This is a genomic window from Pseudomonas hydrolytica (assembly GCF_021495345.1).
GTDB classification, from domain to species: Bacteria; Pseudomonadota; Gammaproteobacteria; order Pseudomonadales; family Pseudomonadaceae; genus Aquipseudomonas; species Aquipseudomonas hydrolytica.
Window position 1 is genome coordinate 2,964,234 of the sequence record NZ_CP099397.1, and the last position, 21,997, is coordinate 2,986,230.

Sequence of the window (21,997 nt, forward strand, 5' to 3'; positions counted from 1 at the left end):
GCGCCGTGCGCACCATAACCTCGGCAATTGGTGCGCACAGCGCACCCTACAGGATCGACCATGACCGACTTCACCACTATCGAGCTTGCAAAAGACCCGCGCGGCTTCGCCACCCTGTGGCTCAACCGCCCGGAGAAGAACAACGCCTTCAACGCCGCGATGATCCGCGAGCTGATTCTTGCCCTCGACGCCGTCGGCGAGGACAGGAGCCTGCGCTTCTTGCTGCTGCGCGGCCGCGGCAAGCACTTTTCCGCCGGCGCCGACCTGGCCTGGATGCAGCAGGCCGCCGAGCTCGACTACAACGCCAACCTCAGCGACTCCCGCGAGCTGGCCGAGCTGATGTACAACCTGGCCGCCCTGAAGATCCCCACCCTGGCCGTGGTGCAGGGCGCGGCCTTCGGCGGTGCGGTGGGCCTGGTCAGTTGCTGCGACATGGCCATCGGCGCCGAGGACAGCCTGTTCTCCCTGTCCGAAGTGCGTATCGGCCTGGCCCCGGCGGTGATCAGCCCCTTCGTGGTCCAGGCTCTGGGCGAGCGCGCGGCCAAGCGCTATGCGCTGACCGCCGAACGCTTCGATGGCCACCGCGCCCGCGAGCTGGGCCTGCTGGCCGAAACCTGCCCGGCCGCCGAACTTGATGCCCAGGCCGAGGCCTGGATCGCCAACCTGCTGCTCAATAGCCCGCAGGCCATGCGCGCCAGCAAGGACCTGCTGCGCGAAGTCGGCAGCGGCGAACTGACGCCGGCCCTGCGCCGCTATACCGAGAACGCCATCGCCCGTCTGCGCGTCAGCGCCGAAGGCCAGGAAGGCCTGCGCGCCTTCCTCGACAAACGCACGCCCGCCTGGCAGGAGCAACAAGCATGAACCTCAAGCCTATCGACACCCTGCTGGTGGCCAACCGCGGCGAGATCGCCTGCCGCGTGATGCGCACGGCCAAGGCCATGGGCATCCGTACCGTGGCGGTGCACAGCGCCATCGACGCCACGGCGCGGCATGTGCGCGAGGCCGACCTGGCAGTGAATCTGGGCGGCGCCAAGCCGGCGGAAAGCTACCTCTTGATCGACAAGCTGATCGATGCGGCCAGGGCCAGCGGCGCCCAGGCCATCCACCCCGGCTACGGCTTTCTCTCGGAAAACGCCGGTTTCGCCCGCGCCATCGAAGAAGCCGGACTGATCTTCCTCGGCCCACCCGCCTCGGCCATCGACGCCATGGGCAGCAAGTCGGCGGCCAAGGCGCTGATGGAGGCCGCCGGCGTGCCGCTGGTGCCCGGCTATCACGGCGAAGCGCAGGATATCGACACCTTCCGCCAGGCCGCCGAGCGCATCGGCTACCCGGTGCTGCTCAAGGCCGCTGCCGGCGGTGGCGGCAAGGGCATGAAGGTGGTCGAGCGCGAGAGCGAGCTGGCCGAGGCCCTGGCCAGCGCCCAGCGCGAGGCGCAGTCGTCGTTCGGCGACTCGCGCATGCTGGTGGAGAAATACGTACTCAAACCGCGCCACGTGGAGATCCAGGTATTCGCCGACCGGCACGGCCACTGCCTGTACCTGAACGAGCGCGACTGCTCGATCCAGCGCCGCCACCAGAAGGTGGTGGAAGAAGCCCCCGCCCCCGGCCTGTCACCCGAACTGCGCCGCGCCATAGGCGAGGCGGCGGTCAAGGCCGCCCAGGCCATCGGCTACGTCGGCGCCGGCACCGTGGAGTTTTTGCTGGACGAGCGCGGCGACTTCTTCTTTATGGAGATGAACACCCGCCTGCAGGTGGAACACCCGGTCACCGAGCTGATCACCGGCCTGGACCTGGTGGCCTGGCAGATTCGCGTCGCCCGCGGCGAGGCGCTGCCGATCACGCAGGAACAAGTGCCGCTTAACGGCCACGCCATCGAGGTGCGCCTGTACGCGGAAGATCCGGACCACGACTTCCTCCCGGCCACCGGCACCCTGCAGTTGTACCGCGAAGCTGCCGCCGGCCCCGGCCGGCGTACCGACAGCGGCGTGGCCCAGGGCGATGTGGTCTCGCCCTTCTACGACCCCATGCTCGGCAAGGTCATCGCCTGGGGCGAGAACCGCGAGGAAGCGCGCCTGCGCCTGCTCGCCATGCTCGACGAAACCCTGGTCGGCGGGGTCAAGACCAACCTGGCCTTCCTGCGTCGCGTGCTGGCCCACCCGGCCTTCGCCGCCGCCGAGCTGGACACCGGCTTTATCCCGCGTCACGAGGCGCAGCTGCTGCCGCCGCCGAGCGAGCTGCCGGAGGCCTTCTGGCAACTGGCGGCCGATGCCTTTATCCAGAGCGAAGCCGCACACCGCCGCGCCGACGACGCCCATTCGCCCTGGGCCGCGCGCAGCGGCTGGCGCAGCGGCGGCCCGGCGGAGATCGAGCTGCACCTGAGCTGCCAGGGCAGCAGCCGCAAGGTGCGCGCCAGCGGCCAGGCGCAGCTGCAGGGCGACAACCTGCTGGTGCCCGGTGCGGCGCAGCAGCGCATGAGCGCGATCCGTCAGGGCGACACCCTGTACCTGCAATGGCAGGGCGAACTGCACGCGGTCAGCCGCTTCGACCCGATCGCCGCGGCCGAGGCCAGCCATCATCAGCACGGCGGCCTGACCGCGCCGATGAACGGCAGCATCGTCCGCGTGCTGGTCGAGCCGGGCCAGGCCGTGGAGGCCGGCACCGCCCTGGTGGTGCTGGAGGCGATGAAAATGGAGCACAGCATCCGCGCGCCCGAGGCCGGCACGGTCAAGGCCATCTACTGCCGCGAAGGCGAGCTGGTCAGCGACGGCGCGGTGCTGGTGGAATTGTCGTAGGGTGCGCCATGCGCACCGGGCGCCGTAAGATCGTCATTCCATGGTGCGCACAGCGCACCCTACGCCACCGCGCACGCGCGATGACAACGGATATACACGAGGAACCCCCATGAGCCTGCCCAAATCCGTACGCCTGGTCGAAGTCGGCCCGCGCGACGGCCTGCAGAACGAGAAACAGCCGATCAGCGTCGCCGACAAGGTGCGCCTGGTCGACGACCTGAGCGCCGCCGGCCTTGGCTACGTGGAGGTGGGCAGTTTCGTCTCGCCCAAGTGGGTGCCGCAGATGGCCGGCTCCGCCGAGGTGTTCGCCGCCATCCAGCGCCAGCCGGGCGTTACCTACGCCGCGCTGACGCCGAACCTGAAAGGCTTCGAGGCCGCCCTGCAGGCCCAAGTCGAGGAAGTGGCGGTGTTCGCCGCCGCCAGCGAGGCCTTTTCGCAGAAGAATATCAACTGCTCCATCGCCGAGAGCCTGGCGCGCTTCGTGCCGCTGATGGAGGCGGCCAAGGCCGCCAAGGTGCGCGTGCGCGGCTATGTGTCCTGCGTGCTCGGCTGCCCCTACGACGGCGAGATCGACCCGGCCCAGGTCGCCAGCGTCGCTCGCGAGCTCTACGCCATGGGCTGCTACGAGGTTTCCCTCGGCGACACCATCGGCACCGGCACGCCGGGCAAGACCCGCCACCTGATCAACGTGGTCGGCCGCGATATCCCCCGCCACCTGCTGGCCGGGCATTTCCACGACACCTACGGCCAGGCGCTGGCCAATATCTACGCCAGCCTGCAGGAAGGCATCCAGGTGTTCGACAGCTCGGTCGCCGGGCTCGGCGGCTGCCCCTATGCCAAGGGCGCCACCGGCAACGTCGCCACCGAGGACGTGCTGTACATGCTGCAAGGTCTGGGCATCGACACCGGTATCGACATGGACAAGCTGATCGCCGCCGGCCAGCGCATCTGCGAGGTGCTGGGCAAGGCCAATGGCTCGCGCGTGGCCCGCGCACGCCTGAGCCAGTAAGGCCACCGCGGCATAGGTGAAAGGCCATCGCCCCAACAAAAAGGTCGGCAAGGTGGTGAGGAGCGTCGCTGCGCATCAAGGCAACCCCACCCGCTTGCGCTAGGGTAGAAAGTACCGACAAGCAACGAGGACCGGCCATGCAGCAGCCTCTCTGGACGCCCTCCGCCGAGCGTATCGCCGCCACCCGCCTGGATGCCTTCCGCCGCCTGGTCAACCGGCGCCACGGTCTCGACCTGGCCGACTACCCGGCCCTGCACGCCTGGAGCATCGAACGACGCGAGGCCTTCTGGCAGGCCATCATCGATTTTTTCGAGATCCGCTTCAGCGCGCCTGCCGAGCGGGTGCTGCGCGAGGGCCCGGCCATGCCTGACGCCGACTGGTTCCCCGGCGCCCGGCTGAATTTCGCCGAACACCTGCTGCGCCGCCGCGACCCGCACCCGGCGCTGGTGGCCGTGGGCGAAGACGGCAGCCGCGAGCAGCTCAGCTACCTGGAACTGGCCGGCCATGTCGCCGGCCTGCAGCGCAGCCTGCGCGAGGCCGGCGTGGGCGTCGGCGACCGGGTCGCGGCCTTTATGCCCAACACCTGGCAGACCGTGGTCGGCATGCTCGCCGCCACCAGCCTCGGCGCCACCTGGTCGTCCTGCTCGCCGGACTTCGGCACCCAGGGGGTGATCGACCGCTTCGGCCAGATCGAACCCAAGGTGCTGATCGCCGCTGCCGGCTACCGTTACGCCGGCAAGAACCTGGACCTGACCGCCAAGCTGGGTGAGATCCTCGAACGCCTGCCGAGCCTGGAGCAACTCGTCGTCGTGCCCTACTCCCGGCCCGAGGCGAAGCCCGCCGACTTCAGCACCCAGGCCCGCGTGGCGCTATGGCAGGACTTCTACCAGCCCGGCGGCGAACCCGAATTCACTGCCGTGCCCTTCGATCAGCCGCTGTATATCCTCTACTCCAGCGGCACCACCGGTGTGCCCAAGTGCATCGTCCACGGCGTGGGCGGCACCCTGCTGCAGCACGTCAAGGAACTCGGCCTGCACACCGACCTGACGGCCGATGACTGCCTGTTCTACTACACCACCTGCGGCTGGATGATGTGGAACTGGCTGGTCTCCGGCCTGGCCCTGGGGGCCACCCTGGTGCTGTTCGACGGCTCGCCCTTCCATCCGGGGCCCGAACGCCTGATCGAGCTGATCGACGCCGAAGGCATCAGCATCTTCGGCACCAGCGCCAAGTACCTCGCCGCGCTGGAAAAGGCCGGCGCCAAGCCGTGCGAAACGCACAAATTGCAACGCCTGAAAGCGCTTCTCTCCACCGGTTCGCCGCTGGCCCACGAGAGCTTCGACTTCGTCTACCGGGGCATCAAGGCCGACCTGTGCCTGTCGTCCATTTCCGGCGGCACCGACATCGTCTCCTGCTTCGCCCTCGGCAATCCGGTGCTGCCGGTATGGCGCGGCGAGCTGCAGTGCAAGGGCCTGGGCATGGACGTGCAGGTGTGGAACGACAGTGGCCAGCCGGTGACCGGCGAGAAAGGCGAACTGGTCTGCGCCCGGCACTTTCCCTCGATGCCGCTGGGCTTCTGGAACGACGAAGGCGGCGAGAAATTCCGCGCCGCCTATTTCGACACCTTCCCCGGTGTCTGGGCCCATGGCGACTACGCCGAGGAAACCGTGCACGGCGGCCTGGTGATCCACGGCCGCTCCGACGCGGTGCTGAATCCGGGCGGCGTGCGCATCGGTACCGCGGAGATCTACCGCCAGGTGGAAAAGGTACCGCAGGTGCTGGAATCCATCGCCATCGGCCAGGACTGGGCTGGCGACGTGCGCGTGGTGCTGTTCGTCCGCCTGCGCGACGGCGTGGCGCTGGACGAGGCGCTGGAAAGCACGATTCGCCAGGTGATCCGCGCCAACACCACCGCCCGTCACGTGCCGGCGAAGATCGTCGCGGTGGCCGATATCCCGCGCACCATCAGCGGCAAGCTGGTGGAACTGGCGGTGCGCAACGTGGTGCATGGCCGCCCGGTGAAGAACACCGACGCCCTGGCCAACCCGCAGGCGCTGGAGCTGTTCAGGGATCTGCCGCAACTGCGTGAGTGAAGCTTGCGCAACGTCAAGCCGCACCGCCGCCGTGGCGGCTTATACTCAAGCACGATCGTGCCGCTGGAAGCTCGCCGTGCCGTTACGTCAATTCTGTTGTTGCGCTCTGCTCTGCCTGGCCTTTGCCAGTCAGGCGGAAGACGTCATCGAGCTGTACATGCCCAACGCGCCACCTCTGACCTTCGCCAGTTTGAAAGGCGGTCATGGCATGGTCGGCGATGTGACGCTCGCCGCTCTGGCCCGCGCCGGCCTGCTCAGCGAACTGCGCTACGAGCCCTGGGCACGCGCCCAGCGCAAGGTGGCCAACGGCCGCGACCAGCTGATCATTCCCCTGTCGCGTACCCCCGAACGCGAGCCGCTGTACACCTGGATAGCGCCCATCATGCCGCTGGAGCGCGCCTTCTTCAGCCTCGACGAGCCGGTGCAGAGCTTCGCCGAAGCGCGCCAGCGCTACCGGCGCATCGGCGTCGGCCTGGGCACGGCGCAGGTGGAGATTCTCAGAAGCCAGGGTTTCAGCGAGCAGCAGATCATCACCCATACGCTGGGTGAAAACCCCGCCCATCTGCTGGAGCGGGGGCGTATCGACGCCTGGTTCACCGGCGTGCCGGAGGCGCTCTACATCTGGCCGCAACACTCCACGCGCAGGCTGCAGATGAGCCCGGTACTGGCCAGCACCCATCTCTATCTGGCCTGTTCCAAGGAGTGCGATGCGCAACTGGTGCAGAAACTGCGTGCCGCCGTGCAAAGCGTGCATGACGAAGGCATCAGCAAGCGCCTGATCGAGCTCTATCTGCCGCAGCCACTCGACGCCGCGCCCTAGCGCACCGCCGCTCAGATGCCCTTGCGCCCCGGGTCCTCTGGCGGCTGCTCCTGTTCAATGTCCTCGAGCTTGAGCTCCAGGCCCCAGTCGCCGCTGTCGGCCACCTTCGGCGCTACCGTCGGCGCCACGGCCGGCCGGGCTGGCGCAGCGCTGGCAGCCGGCGGCGCGGCGTTGGCGGGATTATCGCGGTAGAGCTTGAGCTTCAGGCGCACGTTGTTGGCCGAATCGGCGTTCTTCACCGCTTCCTCTTCGTCGATGGCGCCTTCGTGGACCAGATCGATCAGCGCCTGATCGAAGGTCTGCATGCCGAGGTTCTTCGACTTCTCCATGATCTCCTTGAGCTCGGAGAACTCGTTGCGCTTGATCAGGTCGCGCACCGTGGGAGTGCCCAGCATGACCTCGACCGCGGCCCGGCGTTTGCCATCGAGGGTCTTGACCAGGCGCTGGGAGACGAACGCCTTGAGGTTGTTGCCCAGGTCGTTGAGCAGCTGCGGGCGTCGCTCCTCGGGGAAGAAGTTGATGATGCGGTCCAGCGCCTGGTTGGCGTTGTTGGCGTGCAGCGTGGAGATCGCCAGGTGACCGGTGTCGGCGAAGGCCAGGGCATGTTCCATGGTCTCGCGGTCGCGGATCTCGCCGATCAGGATCACATCGGGCGCCTGGCGCAGGGTGTTCTTCAGCGCGGCGTGGAAGCTGCGGGTGTCCACCCCGACCTCGCGCTGGTTGATGATCGACTTCTTGTGCCGGTGCACATATTCCACCGGGTCCTCGATGGTGATGATGTGCCCGCCGCTGTTGCGGTTGCGGTAGTCGATCAGCGCCGCCAGGGAGGTGGACTTGCCCGAGCCGGTGCCGCCGACGAACAGCACCAGGCCGCGCTTCTCCATCACCGTGCTGAGCAGCACCTCCGGCAGCTTGAGGTCCTCGAAGCGGGGAATCTCCATCTTGATGTTGCGCGCCACGATCGAGACTTCGTTGCGCTGCTTGAAGATGTTGATACGGAAACGCCCCACCCCGGCCAGGGAAATGGCCAGGTTCATCTCCAGTTCGCGCTCGAACTCCTCGCGCTGGGCACCATCCATGATCGACTCGGCAATGGCCGCCACGTCCCCGGACTTCAGCGGCTCCTGGCTCAGCGCCTTGAGCACGCCATTGAACTTGGCGCAGGGCGGCGCGCCGGTGGACAGATAAAGATCGGAACCGTCCTGGCTGGACAGGACTTTGAGCATTGCGTGGAGATCCATGGCAGCGTTTCCGTGGGCAGCGATTGAAATACCATAGCCAAGATTCGCCGCCACTCAGCTGGCGAAGCCTGCCTTTGAATTGACGCCATTCTGATGGCGCAAAGAATGCTGGCACAATAACGCCCCGGAAAAATTGAGGACCCCGTCATGGCAAAGGCAATGGCCCGCCACATCCTGGTCAAGACCGAAGCGGAAGCGGCCGCGCTGAAGAAGCGCATCGCTGCCGGCGAGGCCTTCGACATGCTGGCGCGCAAGCATTCGATCTGCCCCTCAGGCAAGAAAGGCGGCGACCTCGGCGAGGTGCGCCCCGGCCAGATGGTGCGGGCAGTGGATCAGGTGATTTTCAAGAAGCCGCTGCGCGAAGTGCACGGCCCGGTGAAGACCCAGTTCGGGTATCACCTGATCCAGGTGTTCTTTCGCGACTGACTCCAGGCACTGGCACATAGCCTCTATCAGCCCTGTATGATGCCGGCTCCCATCGCAGTGCAGTGCCCCAGGAGCCCAGATGAACGACCGCCGCCCGCCCGTTTTCGCCCGCGAGTGCGATCTGGTCATGAAGGGTGGCATCACCAGCGGCATCGTCTACCCCCTGGCGATCAGCGAAATCGCCAAGGCCTTCCGCCTGCGCAGCATCGGCGGCACCAGCGCCGGCGCCATCGCGGCTGCCGCGGCGGCGGCAGCCGAGCTGGGTCGCCAGCGCTACCGGGCCGGCGAGCTGAGCGAAGACCCGCAGGGCTTCGCCGAGATCGAACGCCTGCCCTGCCAGCTGTGCCTGCCGGCCACCGAATGCCGCGGCACCCGGCTGCTGGCCCTGTTTCGTCCGGCGCCGGCCCTGCGCTCTCTGTTCGACAGCTTCACCGCGGCGCTGGACGCTCGGCGCAACCCGCTGGGCCTGCCCCGCGCATTGCTCGCTCACTACTGGCGGGCGGCAGGCGTCGGCGCCCTGCTCGGCGGCGGCCCGCTGTGGCCGGTCGCACTGCACGGCGGCAATCCGCTGCTATGGCTGTGGCTGCTCGGCTGCGCCGGTATCGGCGCCCTGACGGCCATCGGCTGGCGCATGCTGCGTCAGATTTCCCGGGAAATGCCGGCCAATGGTTTCGCCCTGTGTTCGGGCATGCCCGGTCCGGACGATCAGGCCCCCGACGAGGTGCTGACGCCCTGGCTGACCGAGTACCTGGATCGCCTCTGCGGCCAGCGTCAGGCCTGCGCCTCCAACGCCGACAGCATCGAGCGCGAGCGCCCGCTGACCTTCGGTGAACTGCGTCGGCATGGCATCGACCTGCAGATGATGACCACCTGCGCGAGCATGGCCCGGCCCTTCCGCCTGCCCTTTCGCAACGACGAAAAGGTGCGCGAGAACAACCAGTTCCATTTCTCCGAGAGCGAGTTCGGCGCGCTGTTTCCGCAGCGCGTGGTGAACTGGATGCGCGCCCGCCAGCGCCCGGCGCAACAGGGCGAGCGCAGCGACGGCCTGTATCGTCTGCCGCTGCCGGACGACCTGCCAGTGGTGGTCGCCGTGCGCATGAGCCTGAGCTTTCCGCTGCTGCTCAGCGCCGTGCCGCTGCACGCGGTCGACTACCGCAGCGACGACTGGCGCCTGGAGCGCTGCTGGTTCACCGACGGCGGCATTGCCTCGAACTTTCCCATCCATTTCTTCGACCAGGCCCTGCCGACCCGGCCCACCTTCGGCCTCGACCTGGGCAGCACCGAGGACGCCGACGGCCCGCGCGTACATTTTCCGGCACGCAACGGCGATGCGCGCCTGGCCTACTGGCGACGCTTTCCGCAAACCGGCCTCGGCGCGCTGGGCAGCTTCCTGCGCATCGTGATGAACGTGGCCAAGGACTGGAACCACGAAACCCTGTCGCTGCTGCCCGGCTTTCGCGACCGTATCGGCCTGATCCAGCTCACCCGCGAGGAAGGCGGCCTGAACCTGACCATGCCGGCCGAGCGCATCGCCCGCCTCACCGAGTACGGCCGCCAGGCCGGCATCGAGTTCGTCCGTCGCTTCGGCGATCCGGCCTGCTGGCCGGCCGGCGCAGAGCCCGTCGCCATGAACTGGGAAAACCATCAGAGCATTCGCCTGCGCCTGATGCTGGCCAGCGTCGCCGAGCAGCTGGCCAGCCTGGAGCGCGCGTGCAGCACGCTGGCGCACACGCCCGAGGACTACCGGCGCTTCTTCAGCGAGCGCTACAGCTATCCGTTCAAGGGCCTCGGCAACCTCGAAGCCGACGCCAACGGCCGCTATCCGAGCCAGGCCGCGTTGGCCCTGGCGCAACTGGAAGCGCTACGCGGGCTGTCGCGTCTGCTCGAGGAGCATGCCCTGGAGCGACCTGGCCTGCATCCGGCCGATGGCGCACCCAAGCCGACCCCGGAGCTGAAACTGCGTCCGCGCGTCTGAGCCTGCACGACGAGCGCGCAAATGCCCTACAATCGCCCGCTGCCTACGGCCGCGCCGTTGAACGTCATCAGCCACGACCCGCTCACCACCATGCCATCGATCACTACCGACCTAGACCGCTGCGTGCAGCAGCTGCGCAGCGGCAACCTGCTCGCGATGCCCACCGAGACCGTCTACGGCCTGGCGGCGGACGCACGTAACGGCGAAGCCGTGGCCAAGGTGTTCCAGCTTAAGCAGCGCCCCGACAGCAACCCGCTGATCGTCCACCTGGCCGATGCCAGCCAGGCATCTAACTGGGCGAGCCATATTCCGGCGCAGGCGCAGGTGCTGATGGATGCCTGCTGGCCGGGGCCGCTGACCCTGGTCCTGCCGGCCCGCGACGACGTGCTGCGCAGCGTTACCGCAGGCCAGGACAGCGTCGCCCTGCGCGTGCCGGCGCACCCCGTGGCACGCGCCCTGCTGCAGGCCTTCGGCGATGGCCTGGTGGCCCCCTCGGCCAACCGCTACATGTCGATCAGCCCCACCAGCGCCGCCCACGTGGCCAGGCAGTTCGCCGAGAGCGCACTGCTGATTCTCGACGGCGGCGCCTGTCAGGTCGGCCTGGAATCGAGCATCGTCAGCCTGCTGCCTGGCGACAGCCCGCGCCTGCTGCGCCATGGCATGCTCGGCCAGGCGCGTCTCGAACAGATTCTCGGCCAGGCGCTGGAAAACCGCCCCGGCAGCGTGCGCGCGCCGGGCCAATGTCGCCGCCACTATGCGCCGGGCACGCCGACCAGCAGCTTCAGCGAGCTGCCCCGGCCGCAACTGGATGACCCCGACTGCGGCTGGATCTGGTGTGGCCAGGCGCACCCCAGCCGCGGCCCGGCCGTCGACCTGAGCGGCGATCCCGAGCGCTATGCCGCCGGCCTGTACGCCGCGCTGTACCAGCTCGATGCACTGGCCCTGCGGCACATCCATATCCAGCTGCCGCCGCAATCAGCGGCCTGGGCGGCGGTGCATGAACGCCTGAGCCGCGCCTGCGAGCCGGCGGCGCCTTACTGAGGGGGCGCTGGCGCTGCCAGAGGCGCCTGCATTTCGGCAAAGCTGGAAAAGGCCTGCGCGGCCGGCGAGAGTGCCTTCCTGCGCCAGCGCACCAGATACCACTGGTTGGCGATGGGAAAATCCTCCACATCCAGTTCGACCAGATTGCCCACCGCCGTGTGGATCAGCGTATGGCGCGACAGGATGGCGATGCCCAGTCCCGCCGCCACCGACTCCTTGATGGCTTCGTTGCTGGCAATGGTCATGTGCGGCTTGTAGGGCCAGCCGTGACGGGTGAAGTGATCCTCGATGGCGAGCCGCGTACCTGAGCCCGGCTCGCGGCTGAGAAAGGGTTCCTGCGCCAGCTGCTCCCAGCGGATACGCTGTCCGCTCAGCCGGTGCCCGGCCGGCGCGATGACCACCAGCGGGTTCTCTGCCAGCGCCACGCATTCCAGGTCGAGGTGATCGGGCGGCTGGCTGAATACGTACAGATCGTCACGGTTGTCCTCCAGACAGCGGATCACATCCGAGCGATTGGCGATGTTCAGCTGCACCTCCACCTGCGGGTACTGCCTGCAGAACGGCCCCAACAGGCGCGGCACCAGGTATTTTGCCGTGGTGACCGCGCCGAGTCGGAGCTGCCCGGTAGTCAGCCCGTTGAGCTGCGCCAGCCGCATTTCCAGGCGGTCGAGCGCGTCGAAGATTTCCCGTGCTCCAGCCTGCACCTCGCGTCCGGCGTCGGTCAGATACAGACGCTTGCCCAGCTGTTCGAACAGCTCCATCTGCAGTGCCTGCTCCAGCTTGGCGAGCTGGGTGGAGACCGAGGGCTGGGCCAGATGCAGCGTCCTCGCCGCCTCGGTGACGCTCAGGTGCTCGGCCACGGCAAGAAAGGTCTCCAACTGGCGGAAGGTGGTCTGGCGCGTGTGAAAGCGTGATTTATTCATCGTCTTCTACCAATGCTAAAGCGCTAGATAATCTATTATCGCCAATGCCTGCGACTGGCGAGAATCGGGCCGACAGCCGCCATCAGGGATTTCGTCATGTCTGCCGCCAGTTCGCTTTCCGCCCAGCCTTTGCTCGCCAGGCAACCCGTGGCCTTTCTCACCTGCCATGACAAGGCGCGCCTGGTCAGCGAGGCGCTGGCCGCGCTGGGTTTCGCCGTCGAGCCGCTGAACACCTACGACACCGATCACTTCGGCACCTTCAGTCGCGAAACACCCAGACGCGGCTCCGCTCACGACACGGCACTGGCCAAGGCGCAACTCTCCGCCAGCCTCGCCGGCAGCCGCTACGGCCTGGGCAGCGAAGGCAGCTTCGCGCGCGACCCGCATGTCGGCTGGTTGCCCTGGGACTATGAAGTGCTCTGCCTGTGGGATGCCGAACGCCAGTACAGCGTGTTCGCCATGGCCGGTTCGGGCGCGACCAACTACGCGCAGAGCGAGATCGACAGCCTGCCCGCCGCTGAGGCCTTCATGCGCAAGGCACAGTTTCCCCAGCATGCGCTGATTCTCGGCCGCCCCGGCGAACCCTGGTTCCGCAAGGGCATCCGCCAGCGCGACTGGCTGATCGGCCAGCTGGAATGGGTGCTGGCCCGCGAGCCCAACGTGTGGCTGGAAACGGACATGCGCGCGCACATGAATCCGCTGCGTCAGGTGGTGATACGCGAAGCGGCAGCCGCCCTGGCCCGGCATCTGGCCAGCCTGTGTCCAAGCTGCCAGGCGCCGGGCTTCGCCATCGTCCGTAGCGAGCCGGGCCTGCTGTGCTCCGACTGTGGCCTGGGTACCCCGCTGCCAGCCGCACAGCACTGGGGCTGCCCGGCCTGCGGTCATGAAGTCCGGCGTTCGCTGCCACAACTGGCTTCACCCTCGCACTGCGCCTATTGCAATCCTTGAGCGGTAGCACCCGCTGCCAATAACCTGGCAGCGGGCACCTCTGACTTCACCCCGCCAGCTTCTGCCAGCCCGCCTCCCCTCGCCGCTCCAGCGGCATGCTGGCGTCATCGTCCAGGCGCAGCAGGTGCAACCAGCCGTGCTCCACCAGGTCGCGTACCACCTGGTGCGTGGCGATCACCCGCTCGATCATGGCCTGCGGTGCTGCCAGCACCACGCTCAGGCGCAGCGGTCGGTGCACCCAGCGCTCGCCGTCGTGCAGCGACTGGCGCGCCAGGCCGATGCGCAGATCGCCACCGTTGCCCTCGAACACCCCGATATGTCCGCCCACCACGTTGTGCAGCACCTTGTTGCCACTGCCGAACCGCCGGTTGTCGGTGGTGGAGGTCAGGTACTGCAGGTTGATCCAGTGCGCCACCACCATGGGTGCGGTCATGATCAGCTCCAGCACCTTGCCGTCCTCATCCTGCCGCCAGTCGTAATCGTGAAGAAAGACGCGCCCCTGCAGATCGACGCCTCGCGTACGCTCACGCGGAGCGGCGATGAACCCGGCGTTGCCGGCCAACCCCCACTCCGGCCGGGTCTGCGCCCAGTCCCCGACACGCCGACGCAGCGCGGCCAGCAAACGCTGCGGGCGCTCGGCGACAGGCTGCAGGCCGAGGCGCGCCGCGCGCTGCCGACGTACCTCGGCGCCGGCGGCATCCAGCGCCGCACGCAGCTGCTGCCAGGCCGAGTGCAGTTCGGCTGACAATGGCGCGTCGATGAACACCTGCACCTCGTCGGTGCTGGTGTTGTGCAGGCCGGCGAGCACCCGGCAGGCATCGGGAAGCTCGATACCCTCCTCGGCGAGCCCCTGGCGCACTCCGGCATCGTTCAGCAGGTCGGCCAGCAGGCGGGCGTTGACCTCTCCGCTCTGACCGCAGCAGGCGCCGCAGTCCAGGCCTGCCGCCTGCGGGTTGTTGGTGCTCTGGCTGCCGTGGCCGAGCAGCAGGATCAGCGGCGGGAAATCGCGCGTCAGGCTCATCGCCCGCAGGATTCGCGCCGCCAGCTGGACGCGCTCGGTCAGCGCCAGCGGCGCCAGGGCCGGTTTGAGTGCTCGCCATTCAGCGGCCCGCCAGGCCGCCCGATGCGCCGCCCCCGCCCCGTGCAGCAGGCCGCAGGTGCGCCCCAGCAGCGCGCCGGCATAGCCCAGCCCGGTGGATTCGATCAGGGTGAAACTCGACGCCGGCAGGCGCTCGAACAGCTGCCACCGCCCCTGGCGCGCCAGACGCTTCTGCCGCCGCTCGGCCAGCACGCGGTCGCGCTGGCTGTCGCCGCAGCTGTCGCTGACCGCCAGCTGGGCGGCCAACAACCCGGGCAACTGCGGGCGCGTGGCGGCGGTGCCCAGCGGCGTGTAGGCAATGGGCAGGCCGAAGAAGCCGGCAAAACCACCGGTCCGCACCTGCGGGCAGGCCTGCTCGAGGGCGCGACGCAGAGGTTCGGAACGCACGTCGATGCAGAAATACACCCGTGCCAGCTCGGGCGCCTGCGCCGGCACCGCCTGGGGCCGGCGCAAGCCTTGCTGCAACTGCTCCTGCCAGGCCAACTCTTCGGCGCGCTGACACAGCAGCAGCGCCTGCCATCCGGCCGCAGGCACCTGGCTGCGAGCTGCTTGCCAGGCCTCGCGCCAGTTGCTCCAGCGGCTGCCGGCGTGGCGCAGACGATCATCCACCAGCCATTCCCACGCGGCGCGGATCGCCAGCAGTTGCCGCAGGCTGTCATCGTCGTCGCCCTGAAGCCGTGCCTGCCAGCGCCGGTAGGCGCACCAGGAAGCCCAGCCAAGGCTGCGCAGCAACAGGCAGTCGAACCATTCGTCCAGCTCATCGGCCGCCAACCCCAGGCGCTGTACCGCAACCTCCAGTGCCGCCTGCGGCTGCATCGGCAATTCGCCGATGCGCTGACGCAGCTCGGTACAGGCACTGAGCACGCTGAGTCCTCGATCCTGCAGCATGGCCGCGCGCCAGGCCTGATACAGCCCTTCCGAGCGATCCGGACGCCAGTCGGCCTGTGCCTCGTCGAACCAGGCCGCGCAGCACTGCCCGATCTGCTGGGTGATCAATGTCGGCCAACCTGGCAGGGCGATTTCGGCATCGGCCATGTCCTCCAGCAGCGGCAGCCCGCACGCCTCTGCATCCTGCGCGGGAAGCAGGTGCAGCAGCTGCGCCGGTGTCCAGCTCGAGCCGGCCTCGTCCAGCGCCTGCTGCAGGTGACGGCCATCGAAATGCCCTTCCTGCAGGGCCTGCCGATACGCCTGCGCATCCAGCGTCAGTCGGCTGCCGGCGCGGCGCCAAAGCTGCTCGGCCACCTCCTGCCAGGCCTGATCGCGCCGTTCCCAGAGGGGGCTGACGGCAATCATGCGATCCAGCGGCCAGGTGGGCGCGATGCGCTCGCACGCGCGTCTGGCGGCGGCGTGCAGCAGATCGCGGTCGATGGCGACGAAATGTTCGAGAGCGGTCATGAGCGTTCTCCGTTCACGGGCAGGCCCGGCCGGCGTGGCGGCCACAGGCGGAAGGTCAGGCGGGTGAAGTGTTCGTCAAGGAAGAATCCGGCGAAGGCTGCCGGGTACAGGCGCCGCGCCAGGACGCCCTCGGGCCTGGCGACGATGCATGCCTGCACCAGGTACAGCGCGGCGAACAGCCCGAGCGCCAGCAGCGTCAGGTAGAGCGAATGCGCCCCGGATGTGGCGTCGGCGCCCAGTATCCAGGCGGCTCCCAGGTGCCACAGCAGATACAGGCCGAGCAGCAGGATCAGCATCGTCAGCCCATGGGCCAGACCGCCGCGATGCAGGCACCAGGGCGCCAGCCCGACGGCGACGATGGCCAGCGCTTCCAGCGGCAGCGGATGCGTCGGCAGCCAGTACAGCCAGAGCTGGTGAAGCAGCGTGATACCCAGGCCGGCCAGTCCTAGCGCCAGCAGCAGCGAGCGAAGACGCGGCGCCGGGCGCCGTGCCTGCAGCGCCTGGTGGCGCGCCTGCAGCACCGTTTCACCGGAGGCGAGGAAGGCGTGCGCCTTGTACAGCGAGTGCGCCAGCAGATGCACCAGTGCCAGTTCGTAGAGGCCCAGCCCGCACTCGAGCAGCATGAAGCCCATCTGCGCACAGGTGGACCAGGCCAGACGTACCTTGATGCTGATGCGCGTCATCATCACCAGGGCCGCCAGCACCGCGGTCAGTCCGCCGACCACGACCAGCAGCGTCTGCGCAGCCGGCGCCGCCGAGAGCAAGGGTGCGAAGCGCAGCAGGAGAAAGCCGCCCAGATTGACCAGGCCGGCATGCAGCAGCGCCGACACCGGCGTGGGGGCCTCCATCACCTGTATCAGCCAGCCGTGCACAGGCAGCTGTGCGGATTTCAGTATCACCGCCAGCGCCAGCAACATGGCGGCCAGCTGCAGATCCCAGCCCAGCGCGCCACCACTGTCCTGGCGCGCGGCGACCTGCTCGAGAATCAGCGCGATCTCGCTGCCGCCGGCGGCTCGCACCAGCAGCACGGTCGCCAGCAGCAGACAGAGATCGGCCAGGCGGCTGGCAAGAAACTTCTTGTGCGCCACCACCTGCGCCATCGGCCGGTCGCGGTAAAAGGTCAGCAGCTGATGCAGGCACAGGCTCGAAACGATCCATGCACCGACCAGCAGGTACAGATCGCCGCTGGTCACCACCAGCGCGACCGATGCCAGGGTGCCGAGCAAGGCCAGTACGTAACGGCGCTGCCCCGGCTCGCCGTCCAGATAGCGGTGGGAAAACTCGATGATGACCAGCGCCAGCAGGCTGACCAGCGTGGCCATGGCCAGGCCCAGGCGATCATTTTCCAGGCTGTCCAGCGTCGCTTGCAGCAGCGCGGCCAGGGCCAAGGCAAAACCTGCGTAGCCGGCCAGTCGGGCGGGCCGCCACAGAGCGCCGGTGCGACCGGCCGCGACCAGTGCCGCCGGCACCAGGGCCACGGCGTACACCCAGGGCAGCAGGCTGGCCAATTCAGTAAGGACCGGTGGCATGGGTGCTCTCCGAAGATGAGGACGACATTAGTCTCCGGCAGCGCTTTATTTATTTAAAATAGATTGATAAGAATCAAGCATTCTTCTTTAGAGAACATAAAATGCGCCGCCTGAACTTCCATCACCTGCACTATTTCTGGGCCGTGGCCAAGGAAGGCAACCTGACCCGCGCCGCGCAGTCACTGCATGTGGCCCAGTCGGCGCTGTCGACGCAGATTCGCGCCCTCGAAGAGCAGCTTGGCCATCCACTGTTCATTCGTTCCGGGCGCAACCTGCTGCTGACCGAGGCCGGGCGCCTGGTGCTGGATTACGCCGAGAGCATCTTCGCCCTCGGCAGCGAGCTGCAGATGACCCTGCAGGGCGCGCTGCAAGCCAACCGGCAGCTGCGTATCGGCGCGGTGGCGACCCTGTCGCGCAATTTCCAGGAAAACCTGCTGCGGCCCTTTCTCGGCCGCGCCGAACTGCGCATCACCCTCGAGTCCGGCAGCCTGGGCGAGTTGCTGGAACGCCTGGCCCTGCACAAGCTGGATGTGGTGCTGACCAACCAGGCGGTGAGCAGCGATGCCCAGCGGCCCTGGCGCTGCCGTCTGCTAGACCGCCAGACGGTGTGCCTGGTCGGCCCGCCGCGCACCACGGGGCAAAGCTTCGAGCTGCGCCGCGACCTGCCGCAGGCGCGCCTGATCGTGCCGGGGCGCAGCAGCGACATCCGCAGCCAGTTCGAGCTGTTCTGCGACAGTCACGACCTGCAGCCGAACATCTGTGCCGAGGTCGACGACATGGCCATGCTGCGTCTGCTCGCACGCGACTCGGGCGACCTTGCCCTGCTGCCCGCGGTGGTGGTGCAGGATGAGCTGCAGGCCGGGCTGCTGCAGCTGTACGCGGAGATTCCGGAGGTGGCCGAGCAGTTCTTCGCCGTCACCCTGCAGCGTCACTTCAACCTCAACATCCTCGACGAGCTGCTCGCCCAGCGGCCCGGCTGATCCGAATGCGCGTCACACCGGCGGGCGCGGCTGCAGCGGTGCATGCTCGGCCATCAGCCCCACCACCCAGTCGATGAACACCCGCAGCTTGGCGCTGACATGGCGATTCGGCGGGAAGGCGAGGTACATCGGCATCGGAGTCATCTGCCAGTCGTCGAACAGGCGCACCAGCTCGCCGCTGGCCAGATGCGGCCTGGCCATGTAGTGCGGCAGCCAGAGCATGCCCAGCCCCGCCAGGCCGGCGGCGAGATAGGCATTGCCGTCATCGACCGTCAGCAGCGGGCGGCCCTGGGCCTCGATGCGCTCCTCGCCGCGCTGCATGGCGTAAGGCAGGGCCTTGCCGGTGCGCGACCAGAGAAAGCCCACCGTGCTGTGCGCGCCCTCGCCCAGCTCCCGTGGATGGCCCGGCATACCGGCGCGCTGCAGATAGCCCGGCGTGGCGTAGATGCCGAGCTGCAGATCGCCTATATGCCGCGCCACCAGCGACTGGTCGGTGATCTCGCCGCCGCGCACCACGCAATCGACGTTCTCGCCGATGATGTCGACGATGCGGTCGCTCACCCCCATGGTCAGCTGGATTTCCGGATAACGCTCATAGAAGGCCGGCAGCGCCGGTATCAGCAGCATGCGCGCCAGCGGGCTGGGCACATCCACGCGCAGACGGCCCCGCGGCGCCAGCGCCGCGCTGGACAGGCTGGTCTCGGCGTCGTCCATGTCGGCCAGCAGGCGCACCACCCGCTCGTAATACGCCGCGCCATCGGCCGTGACGTTGACCTTGCGCGTGGTGCGATTGAGCAGGCGTACGCGCAGGCGCGCCTCCAGCTGCTGGATCAGCTGCGTGGCGCTGGTCTTGCTCATGTGCAACGTGGCGGCGGCCTGGGTGAAGCTGCCGGTCTCCACCACCCGGGCGAAGGCCTGCATCGCATCGAAACGGTCCATTTCCTGTCTCGCTCATGACTGTATTGTTTGGATTCTACAAACAGTCATGACCAGAGTTGCTCGTTTATCCAGGCCGCTTGCGTTTTTACAGTGACTCCATCGCAAACAGCGGGCCGCCGTGGCCCAGATGGAGACATGCAATGACCAGCAAACGTGACGTGGTTTTCCCGCCCGAGCGCCATGCGCTGTACGAGCTGCACCGCTACTCGCCGGCGATTCGCTCCAACGGCTTTCTGTTCGTGTCCGGCCAGGTCGGCAGCCGCAAGGACGGCTCGCCCGAGCCCGACCTGAAGGATCAGGTACGCCGCACCTTCGCCAACCTCAATGCGATCCTCGCCGAGGCCGGCTGCAGCTTCGACGACGTGGTCGACACCACCATCTTCATGGTCGACCCCCACGCGAAGTTCGAGACCCTCTGGGAAGTGGCCGGCGAATACTGGGGCGAGGCGCCCTACCCGACAGTCACCGCCATCGGTGTGACCTGGCTGGCGGGCTTCGATTTCGAGATCAAGGTGATCGCCAAACTGCCGGAGTAAGTGGCGGGCAGGCCCCTCTGCGCGCAACGGCAGAGGGGCCGTGGCTGGCCGGCTCAGAGATGGGTGAAGACACGCTCGGCCGGCAGGCGCGATTTCGGCAGCGCGGCGTTGAAGTCGCTGTCGCTGCGATACCCCAGCGCGACCATGACCAGGCTGCTCAGGCCCTGATCCGTCAGGCCCAGTTCGGCGTCCAGCGCCTGGCGGTCGATACCTTCCATGGGCGTGGCATCCACGCCCTTGGAAGCCGCGCCCAGCAGCAGCGTGCCCAGGGCGAGGTAGGCCTGCTTCTCCATCCAGTGCTGCAGGTCGTCGAGCCCGCGGTGGAGATTGACGTAGCTGCTGCGGGTGTTGTGCTGCGTGGCGCGCGCGGCCTCGTCGCGCAAGCGGCCATCGGCAGCTTCCTGCTCCAGCAGCTCGGCCAGGTAGGCATCGTCGATGTCGCGCCGGGTGCAGATCAGGATCACATGGGAGGCGTCGAGGATCTTCGGCCGGTTGTAGGCGAAACCCTCCTGAGCGCCCTTGGCCAGACGCGCCTTGCCTTCGGCCGTGCTCGCCACGACGAAGTGCCAGGGCTGCGAATTGACCGAGGAAGGCGACAGACGCAGCAGTTCGAGCAACTCGTCGATGACCGCCTGCTCCACCTGGCGGCTGGCATCGTAAGCCTTGGTGGTGTAGCGCTGACGCGCGAAGGCAACGGGACTCATGGACACTCTCCTGATTCGATGGATGTAGGCGAAATGAGCGCCAGTCTGAGCCATGCGTGCGCGCGGAAAAAGCCGGCCAGATCACCAAGAGTTTCAAAGAAAAAATGAAAATGCAGCGTGGGGCCGCGCGTTCAGCGGGCCACGCCCACGCCCTGCAGGCACTCGATGAAGCCGGCCACGGCCGCCGAGCGGCTGACCCTGGGGTACAGCGCGCCGATTTCCCGGTGGATCGGCAGCGGGCCAAGCTCGATGACGCGAACGCTGGCCGGGAGCGGCAGAATGCTTTCGGTCAGCGGCACCACCGCCACGCCGAGACCGCTCTCCACCATCGAGCGCATGGCCGGGATATCGTCCACCTCGATCCACTCCTGCGGCGCGAGCGAGTTGTCGCGCAGATAGCGTTCCACCTGCCGTCCACCGAACGAGGAGCGGTCGTAGCGAATGAAGGGCTGCTCGCAAATCAGCGCCCGCCAGTCCTCGCCGGCCACGCTCGCCGGCGCCAGCAGCGCGTAGCGCTCGCGGACCAGCGGCGTCCATTCCAGCTCCCGCGGCGGCTCGAAGGCCGGGCGGATGAGAATGGCCAGGTCCAGTTCGCCCGCCTCCACCCTGTCCATCAGGTGCAGGGAAACCCCAGGCAGAAGGTTCACCCGCGCATTGGCGAAACGCTGCCGGAAAGGCACCAGCGCGCGGGTCAGAAGGGTCGCCTGTACCGAGGCGATCGCACCGATCTCCAGGGGCTGGGCCCACTCCTCGTCCTGGGTCGGCTCGCCGAGCGCATCGAAGGCGGACACCAGCGCCTCGGCGCGCGCCAGGGTGCGCAGCCCGGCGGCATTCAGCGTGGCCGAGCGCCCGGTGCGATCGAACAGGGCGAAGCCCAGGGTGTCCTCGAGACGGCGTATATGCCCGCTGACCGCGGCCTGGGTCAGGCCGACCCGGTCGCCCGCCGCACTGAAGGTGCCATAGCGGGCGACGGCGATCAGGGTGCGCAGTTCGGTGATCATGGCAATTGATAAGCTTCCGTTTTGCTCATGATCAGAACATATAGTTTTTTATGAACATTGTCGCCGACTAGGATGATTCCACTCACCCACAACGAGGGAACTCCAATGACTGCGCTATGCCCGTTCCACCTGGCCTTTCCGGTTGACGACCTGGCCGCCGCCCGCGACTTCTACGGCAACCTGCTCGGTTGCAGCGAGGGTCGCAGCTCGCCAGAGTGGGTCGACTTCAATTTCTACGGCCACCAGATCGTCGCACACCTGGCGCCCGGTGAAGCCGGCGCCGGCCCGGCCAATGCGGTAGACGGCCACGGCGTGCCGGTACGGCATTTCGGCGTGGTGCTGTCGATGGCGCAGTGGCAGGACGCCGCCGAACGCCTTACTGCAGCGGGCGTCGATTTCATCATCGAGCCCTATATCCGCTTCAAGGGCGAGCCGGGCGAGCAGGCGACCATGTTCTTCCTGGACCCAAGCGGCAACGCCATCGAGATGAAGGCCTTTGCCGACATCGGCAACCTGTTCGCCCGCTGACCGCGCGAGGATCGAAGC

The 21,997-nt window shown here is 67.7% G+C and carries 19 protein-coding genes; 12 read left to right on the forward strand and 7 right to left on the reverse strand.

Going from position 1 to position 21,997, the window contains the following annotated elements:
* The first annotated feature begins 60 nt into the window (after nucleotides 1–60).
* The 5 genes from L1F06_RS13725 (at nucleotide 61) to L1F06_RS13745 (ending at nucleotide 6,714) form a co-directional block, all read left to right on the forward strand.
* Nucleotides 61–861, forward strand: a complete 801-nt coding sequence (locus tag L1F06_RS13725) for a gamma-carboxygeranoyl-CoA hydratase (protein ID WP_129482312.1) — start codon at nucleotides 61–63, stop codon at nucleotides 859–861.
* Complete coding sequence (locus tag L1F06_RS13730; protein WP_129482311.1) at nucleotides 858–2,792, forward strand: acetyl/propionyl/methylcrotonyl-CoA carboxylase subunit alpha; 1,935 nt, start codon at nucleotides 858–860, stop codon at nucleotides 2,790–2,792. Before L1F06_RS13725 ends, L1F06_RS13730 begins: the two co-directional genes overlap by 4 nt.
* Before the next feature lie 109 nt (nucleotides 2,793–2,901).
* A complete protein-coding gene (locus L1F06_RS13735; protein ID WP_003239730.1) occupies nucleotides 2,902–3,801 on the forward strand; it encodes a hydroxymethylglutaryl-CoA lyase in 900 nt (299 codons plus the stop codon).
* Nucleotides 3,802–3,938: 137 nt separating this feature from the next.
* Nucleotides 3,939–5,894, forward strand: coding sequence for an acetoacetate--CoA ligase (locus tag L1F06_RS13740; protein WP_129482310.1), 1,956 nt, complete (start codon nucleotides 3,939–3,941; stop codon nucleotides 5,892–5,894).
* Nucleotides 5,895–6,051: 157 nt separating this feature from the next.
* Entirely contained in the window at nucleotides 6,052–6,714 is a 663-nt protein-coding gene (locus tag L1F06_RS13745) for a substrate-binding periplasmic protein (protein WP_435301320.1), read from the forward strand.
* Nucleotides 6,715–6,725: 11 nt separating this feature from the next.
* Here L1F06_RS13745 and L1F06_RS13750 read toward each other — a convergent pair whose 3' ends face one another.
* Nucleotides 6,726–7,940, reverse strand: coding sequence for a PilT/PilU family type 4a pilus ATPase (locus L1F06_RS13750; RefSeq protein ID WP_129482438.1), 1,215 nt, complete (start codon nucleotides 7,938–7,940; stop codon nucleotides 6,726–6,728).
* Between the two features lie 162 nt (nucleotides 7,941–8,102).
* Here L1F06_RS13750 and L1F06_RS13755 point away from each other — a divergent pair, with 162 nt between their 5' ends.
* The 3 genes from L1F06_RS13755 to L1F06_RS13765 all read left to right on the forward strand — a co-directional run bounded on the left by L1F06_RS13755 (nucleotide 8,103) and on the right by L1F06_RS13765 (nucleotide 11,397).
* The gene (locus L1F06_RS13755; protein WP_003239721.1) at nucleotides 8,103–8,381 is read left to right on the forward strand and encodes a peptidylprolyl isomerase; all 279 of its coding nucleotides are present in this window, start codon (nucleotides 8,103–8,105) and stop codon (nucleotides 8,379–8,381) included.
* 79 nt (nucleotides 8,382–8,460) lie between these two features.
* On the forward strand, nucleotides 8,461–10,356 hold the full coding sequence (locus tag L1F06_RS13760) for a patatin-like phospholipase family protein (protein WP_129482309.1): 1,896 nt from the start codon (nucleotides 8,461–8,463) through the stop codon (nucleotides 10,354–10,356).
* A 21-nt stretch (nucleotides 10,357–10,377) separates the two neighbouring features.
* Nucleotides 10,378–11,397 carry an L-threonylcarbamoyladenylate synthase gene (locus tag L1F06_RS13765; protein ID WP_129482308.1) on the forward strand — a complete coding sequence of 340 codons (1,020 nt, stop codon included), beginning with the start codon at nucleotides 10,378–10,380 and terminating at the stop codon, nucleotides 11,395–11,397.
* Here the strand turns inward: L1F06_RS13765 and L1F06_RS13770 are convergent.
* Complete coding sequence (locus L1F06_RS13770) at nucleotides 11,391–12,320, reverse strand: LysR family transcriptional regulator (protein ID WP_129482307.1); 930 nt, start codon at nucleotides 12,318–12,320, stop codon at nucleotides 11,391–11,393. The two genes, L1F06_RS13765 and L1F06_RS13770, sit on opposite strands and share 7 nt — an antisense overlap.
* Nucleotides 12,321–12,416: 96 nt before the next feature.
* Between L1F06_RS13770 and L1F06_RS13775 the strand changes: the two genes are divergently transcribed.
* Nucleotides 12,417–13,268, forward strand: a complete 852-nt coding sequence (locus tag L1F06_RS13775) for a DUF6671 family protein (protein ID WP_129482306.1) — start codon at nucleotides 12,417–12,419, stop codon at nucleotides 13,266–13,268.
* A gap of 46 nt (nucleotides 13,269–13,314) precedes the next feature.
* Here L1F06_RS13775 and L1F06_RS13780 read toward each other — a convergent pair whose 3' ends face one another.
* Nucleotides 13,315–15,762: a YbcC family protein gene (locus L1F06_RS13780; RefSeq protein WP_129482305.1), complete on the reverse strand. Its 2,448-nt coding sequence runs from the start codon at nucleotides 15,760–15,762 to the stop codon at nucleotides 13,315–13,317.
* Entirely contained in the window at nucleotides 15,759–17,291 is a 1,533-nt protein-coding gene (locus L1F06_RS13785; RefSeq protein ID WP_129482304.1) for an NADH-quinone oxidoreductase subunit L, read from the reverse strand. Before L1F06_RS13785 ends, L1F06_RS13780 begins: the two co-directional genes overlap by 4 nt.
* Nucleotides 17,292–17,392: 101 nt before the next feature.
* On the opposite strand from L1F06_RS13785, the gene L1F06_RS13790 reads away from it, so the two are divergent.
* Nucleotides 17,393–18,271: a LysR family transcriptional regulator gene (locus L1F06_RS13790; RefSeq protein WP_012018455.1), complete on the forward strand. Its 879-nt coding sequence runs from the start codon at nucleotides 17,393–17,395 to the stop codon at nucleotides 18,269–18,271.
* Between the two features lie 12 nt (nucleotides 18,272–18,283).
* On the opposite strand, the gene L1F06_RS13795 is transcribed toward L1F06_RS13790, so the two are convergent.
* Nucleotides 18,284–19,210, reverse strand: a complete 927-nt coding sequence (locus L1F06_RS13795; protein ID WP_129482303.1) for a LysR family transcriptional regulator — start codon at nucleotides 19,208–19,210, stop codon at nucleotides 18,284–18,286.
* A gap of 140 nt (nucleotides 19,211–19,350) precedes the next feature.
* On the opposite strand from L1F06_RS13795, the gene L1F06_RS13800 reads away from it, so the two are divergent.
* Complete coding sequence (locus L1F06_RS13800; protein ID WP_003239712.1) at nucleotides 19,351–19,746, forward strand: RidA family protein; 396 nt, start codon at nucleotides 19,351–19,353, stop codon at nucleotides 19,744–19,746.
* A gap of 53 nt (nucleotides 19,747–19,799) precedes the next feature.
* Here L1F06_RS13800 and nfsB read toward each other — a convergent pair whose 3' ends face one another.
* Both nfsB and L1F06_RS13810 read right to left on the reverse strand, forming a co-directional pair.
* Nucleotides 19,800–20,450 (reverse strand): oxygen-insensitive NAD(P)H nitroreductase, encoded by a 651-nt coding sequence (gene nfsB, locus L1F06_RS13805; RefSeq protein ID WP_003239710.1) that lies wholly within the window; start codon nucleotides 20,448–20,450, stop codon nucleotides 19,800–19,802.
* A gap of 131 nt (nucleotides 20,451–20,581) precedes the next feature.
* On the reverse strand, nucleotides 20,582–21,451 hold the full coding sequence (locus L1F06_RS13810) for a LysR family transcriptional regulator (protein ID WP_129482302.1): 870 nt from the start codon (nucleotides 21,449–21,451) through the stop codon (nucleotides 20,582–20,584).
* A gap of 105 nt (nucleotides 21,452–21,556) precedes the next feature.
* Between L1F06_RS13810 and L1F06_RS13815 the strand changes: the two genes are divergently transcribed.
* On the forward strand, nucleotides 21,557–21,979 hold the full coding sequence (locus L1F06_RS13815; protein ID WP_003239706.1) for a VOC family protein: 423 nt from the start codon (nucleotides 21,557–21,559) through the stop codon (nucleotides 21,977–21,979).
* Nucleotides 21,980–21,997 lie beyond the last annotated feature (18 nt).

Coding starts and splice junctions, on each gene's coding strand:
- L1F06_RS13730 (WP_129482311.1), top strand. CDS start 858: ATGAACCTCAAGCCTATCGACACCCTGCTGGTGGCCAACCGCGGCGAG.
- L1F06_RS13800 (WP_003239712.1), top strand. CDS start 19,351: ATGACCAGCAAACGTGACGTGGTTTTCCCGCCCGAGCGCCATGCGCTG.
- L1F06_RS13815 (WP_003239706.1), top strand. CDS start 21,557: ATGACTGCGCTATGCCCGTTCCACCTGGCCTTTCCGGTTGACGACCTG.
- L1F06_RS13750 (WP_129482438.1), bottom strand. CDS start 7,940: ATGCTCAAAGTCCTGTCCAGCCAGGACGGTTCCGATCTTTATCTGTCC.
- L1F06_RS13745 (WP_435301320.1), top strand. CDS start 6,052: ATGCCCAACGCGCCACCTCTGACCTTCGCCAGTTTGAAAGGCGGTCAT.
- L1F06_RS13760 (WP_129482309.1), top strand. CDS start 8,461: ATGAACGACCGCCGCCCGCCCGTTTTCGCCCGCGAGTGCGATCTGGTC.
- L1F06_RS13780 (WP_129482305.1), bottom strand. CDS start 15,762: ATGACCGCTCTCGAACATTTCGTCGCCATCGACCGCGATCTGCTGCAC.
- L1F06_RS13735 (WP_003239730.1), top strand. CDS start 2,902: ATGAGCCTGCCCAAATCCGTACGCCTGGTCGAAGTCGGCCCGCGCGAC.
- L1F06_RS13725 (WP_129482312.1), top strand. CDS start 61: ATGACCGACTTCACCACTATCGAGCTTGCAAAAGACCCGCGCGGCTTC.
- L1F06_RS13765 (WP_129482308.1), top strand. CDS start 10,378: ATGCCCTACAATCGCCCGCTGCCTACGGCCGCGCCGTTGAACGTCATC.
- nfsB (WP_003239710.1), bottom strand. CDS start 20,450: ATGAGTCCCGTTGCCTTCGCGCGTCAGCGCTACACCACCAAGGCTTAC.
- L1F06_RS13770 (WP_129482307.1), bottom strand. CDS start 12,320: ATGAATAAATCACGCTTTCACACGCGCCAGACCACCTTCCGCCAGTTG.
- L1F06_RS13785 (WP_129482304.1), bottom strand. CDS start 17,291: ATGCCACCGGTCCTTACTGAATTGGCCAGCCTGCTGCCCTGGGTGTAC.
- L1F06_RS13775 (WP_129482306.1), top strand. CDS start 12,417: ATGTCTGCCGCCAGTTCGCTTTCCGCCCAGCCTTTGCTCGCCAGGCAA.
- L1F06_RS13740 (WP_129482310.1), top strand. CDS start 3,939: ATGCAGCAGCCTCTCTGGACGCCCTCCGCCGAGCGTATCGCCGCCACC.
- L1F06_RS13795 (WP_129482303.1), bottom strand. CDS start 19,210: ATGGACCGTTTCGATGCGATGCAGGCCTTCGCCCGGGTGGTGGAGACC.
- L1F06_RS13790 (WP_012018455.1), top strand. CDS start 17,393: ATGCGCCGCCTGAACTTCCATCACCTGCACTATTTCTGGGCCGTGGCC.
- L1F06_RS13810 (WP_129482302.1), bottom strand. CDS start 21,451: ATGATCACCGAACTGCGCACCCTGATCGCCGTCGCCCGCTATGGCACC.
- L1F06_RS13755 (WP_003239721.1), top strand. CDS start 8,103: ATGGCAAAGGCAATGGCCCGCCACATCCTGGTCAAGACCGAAGCGGAA.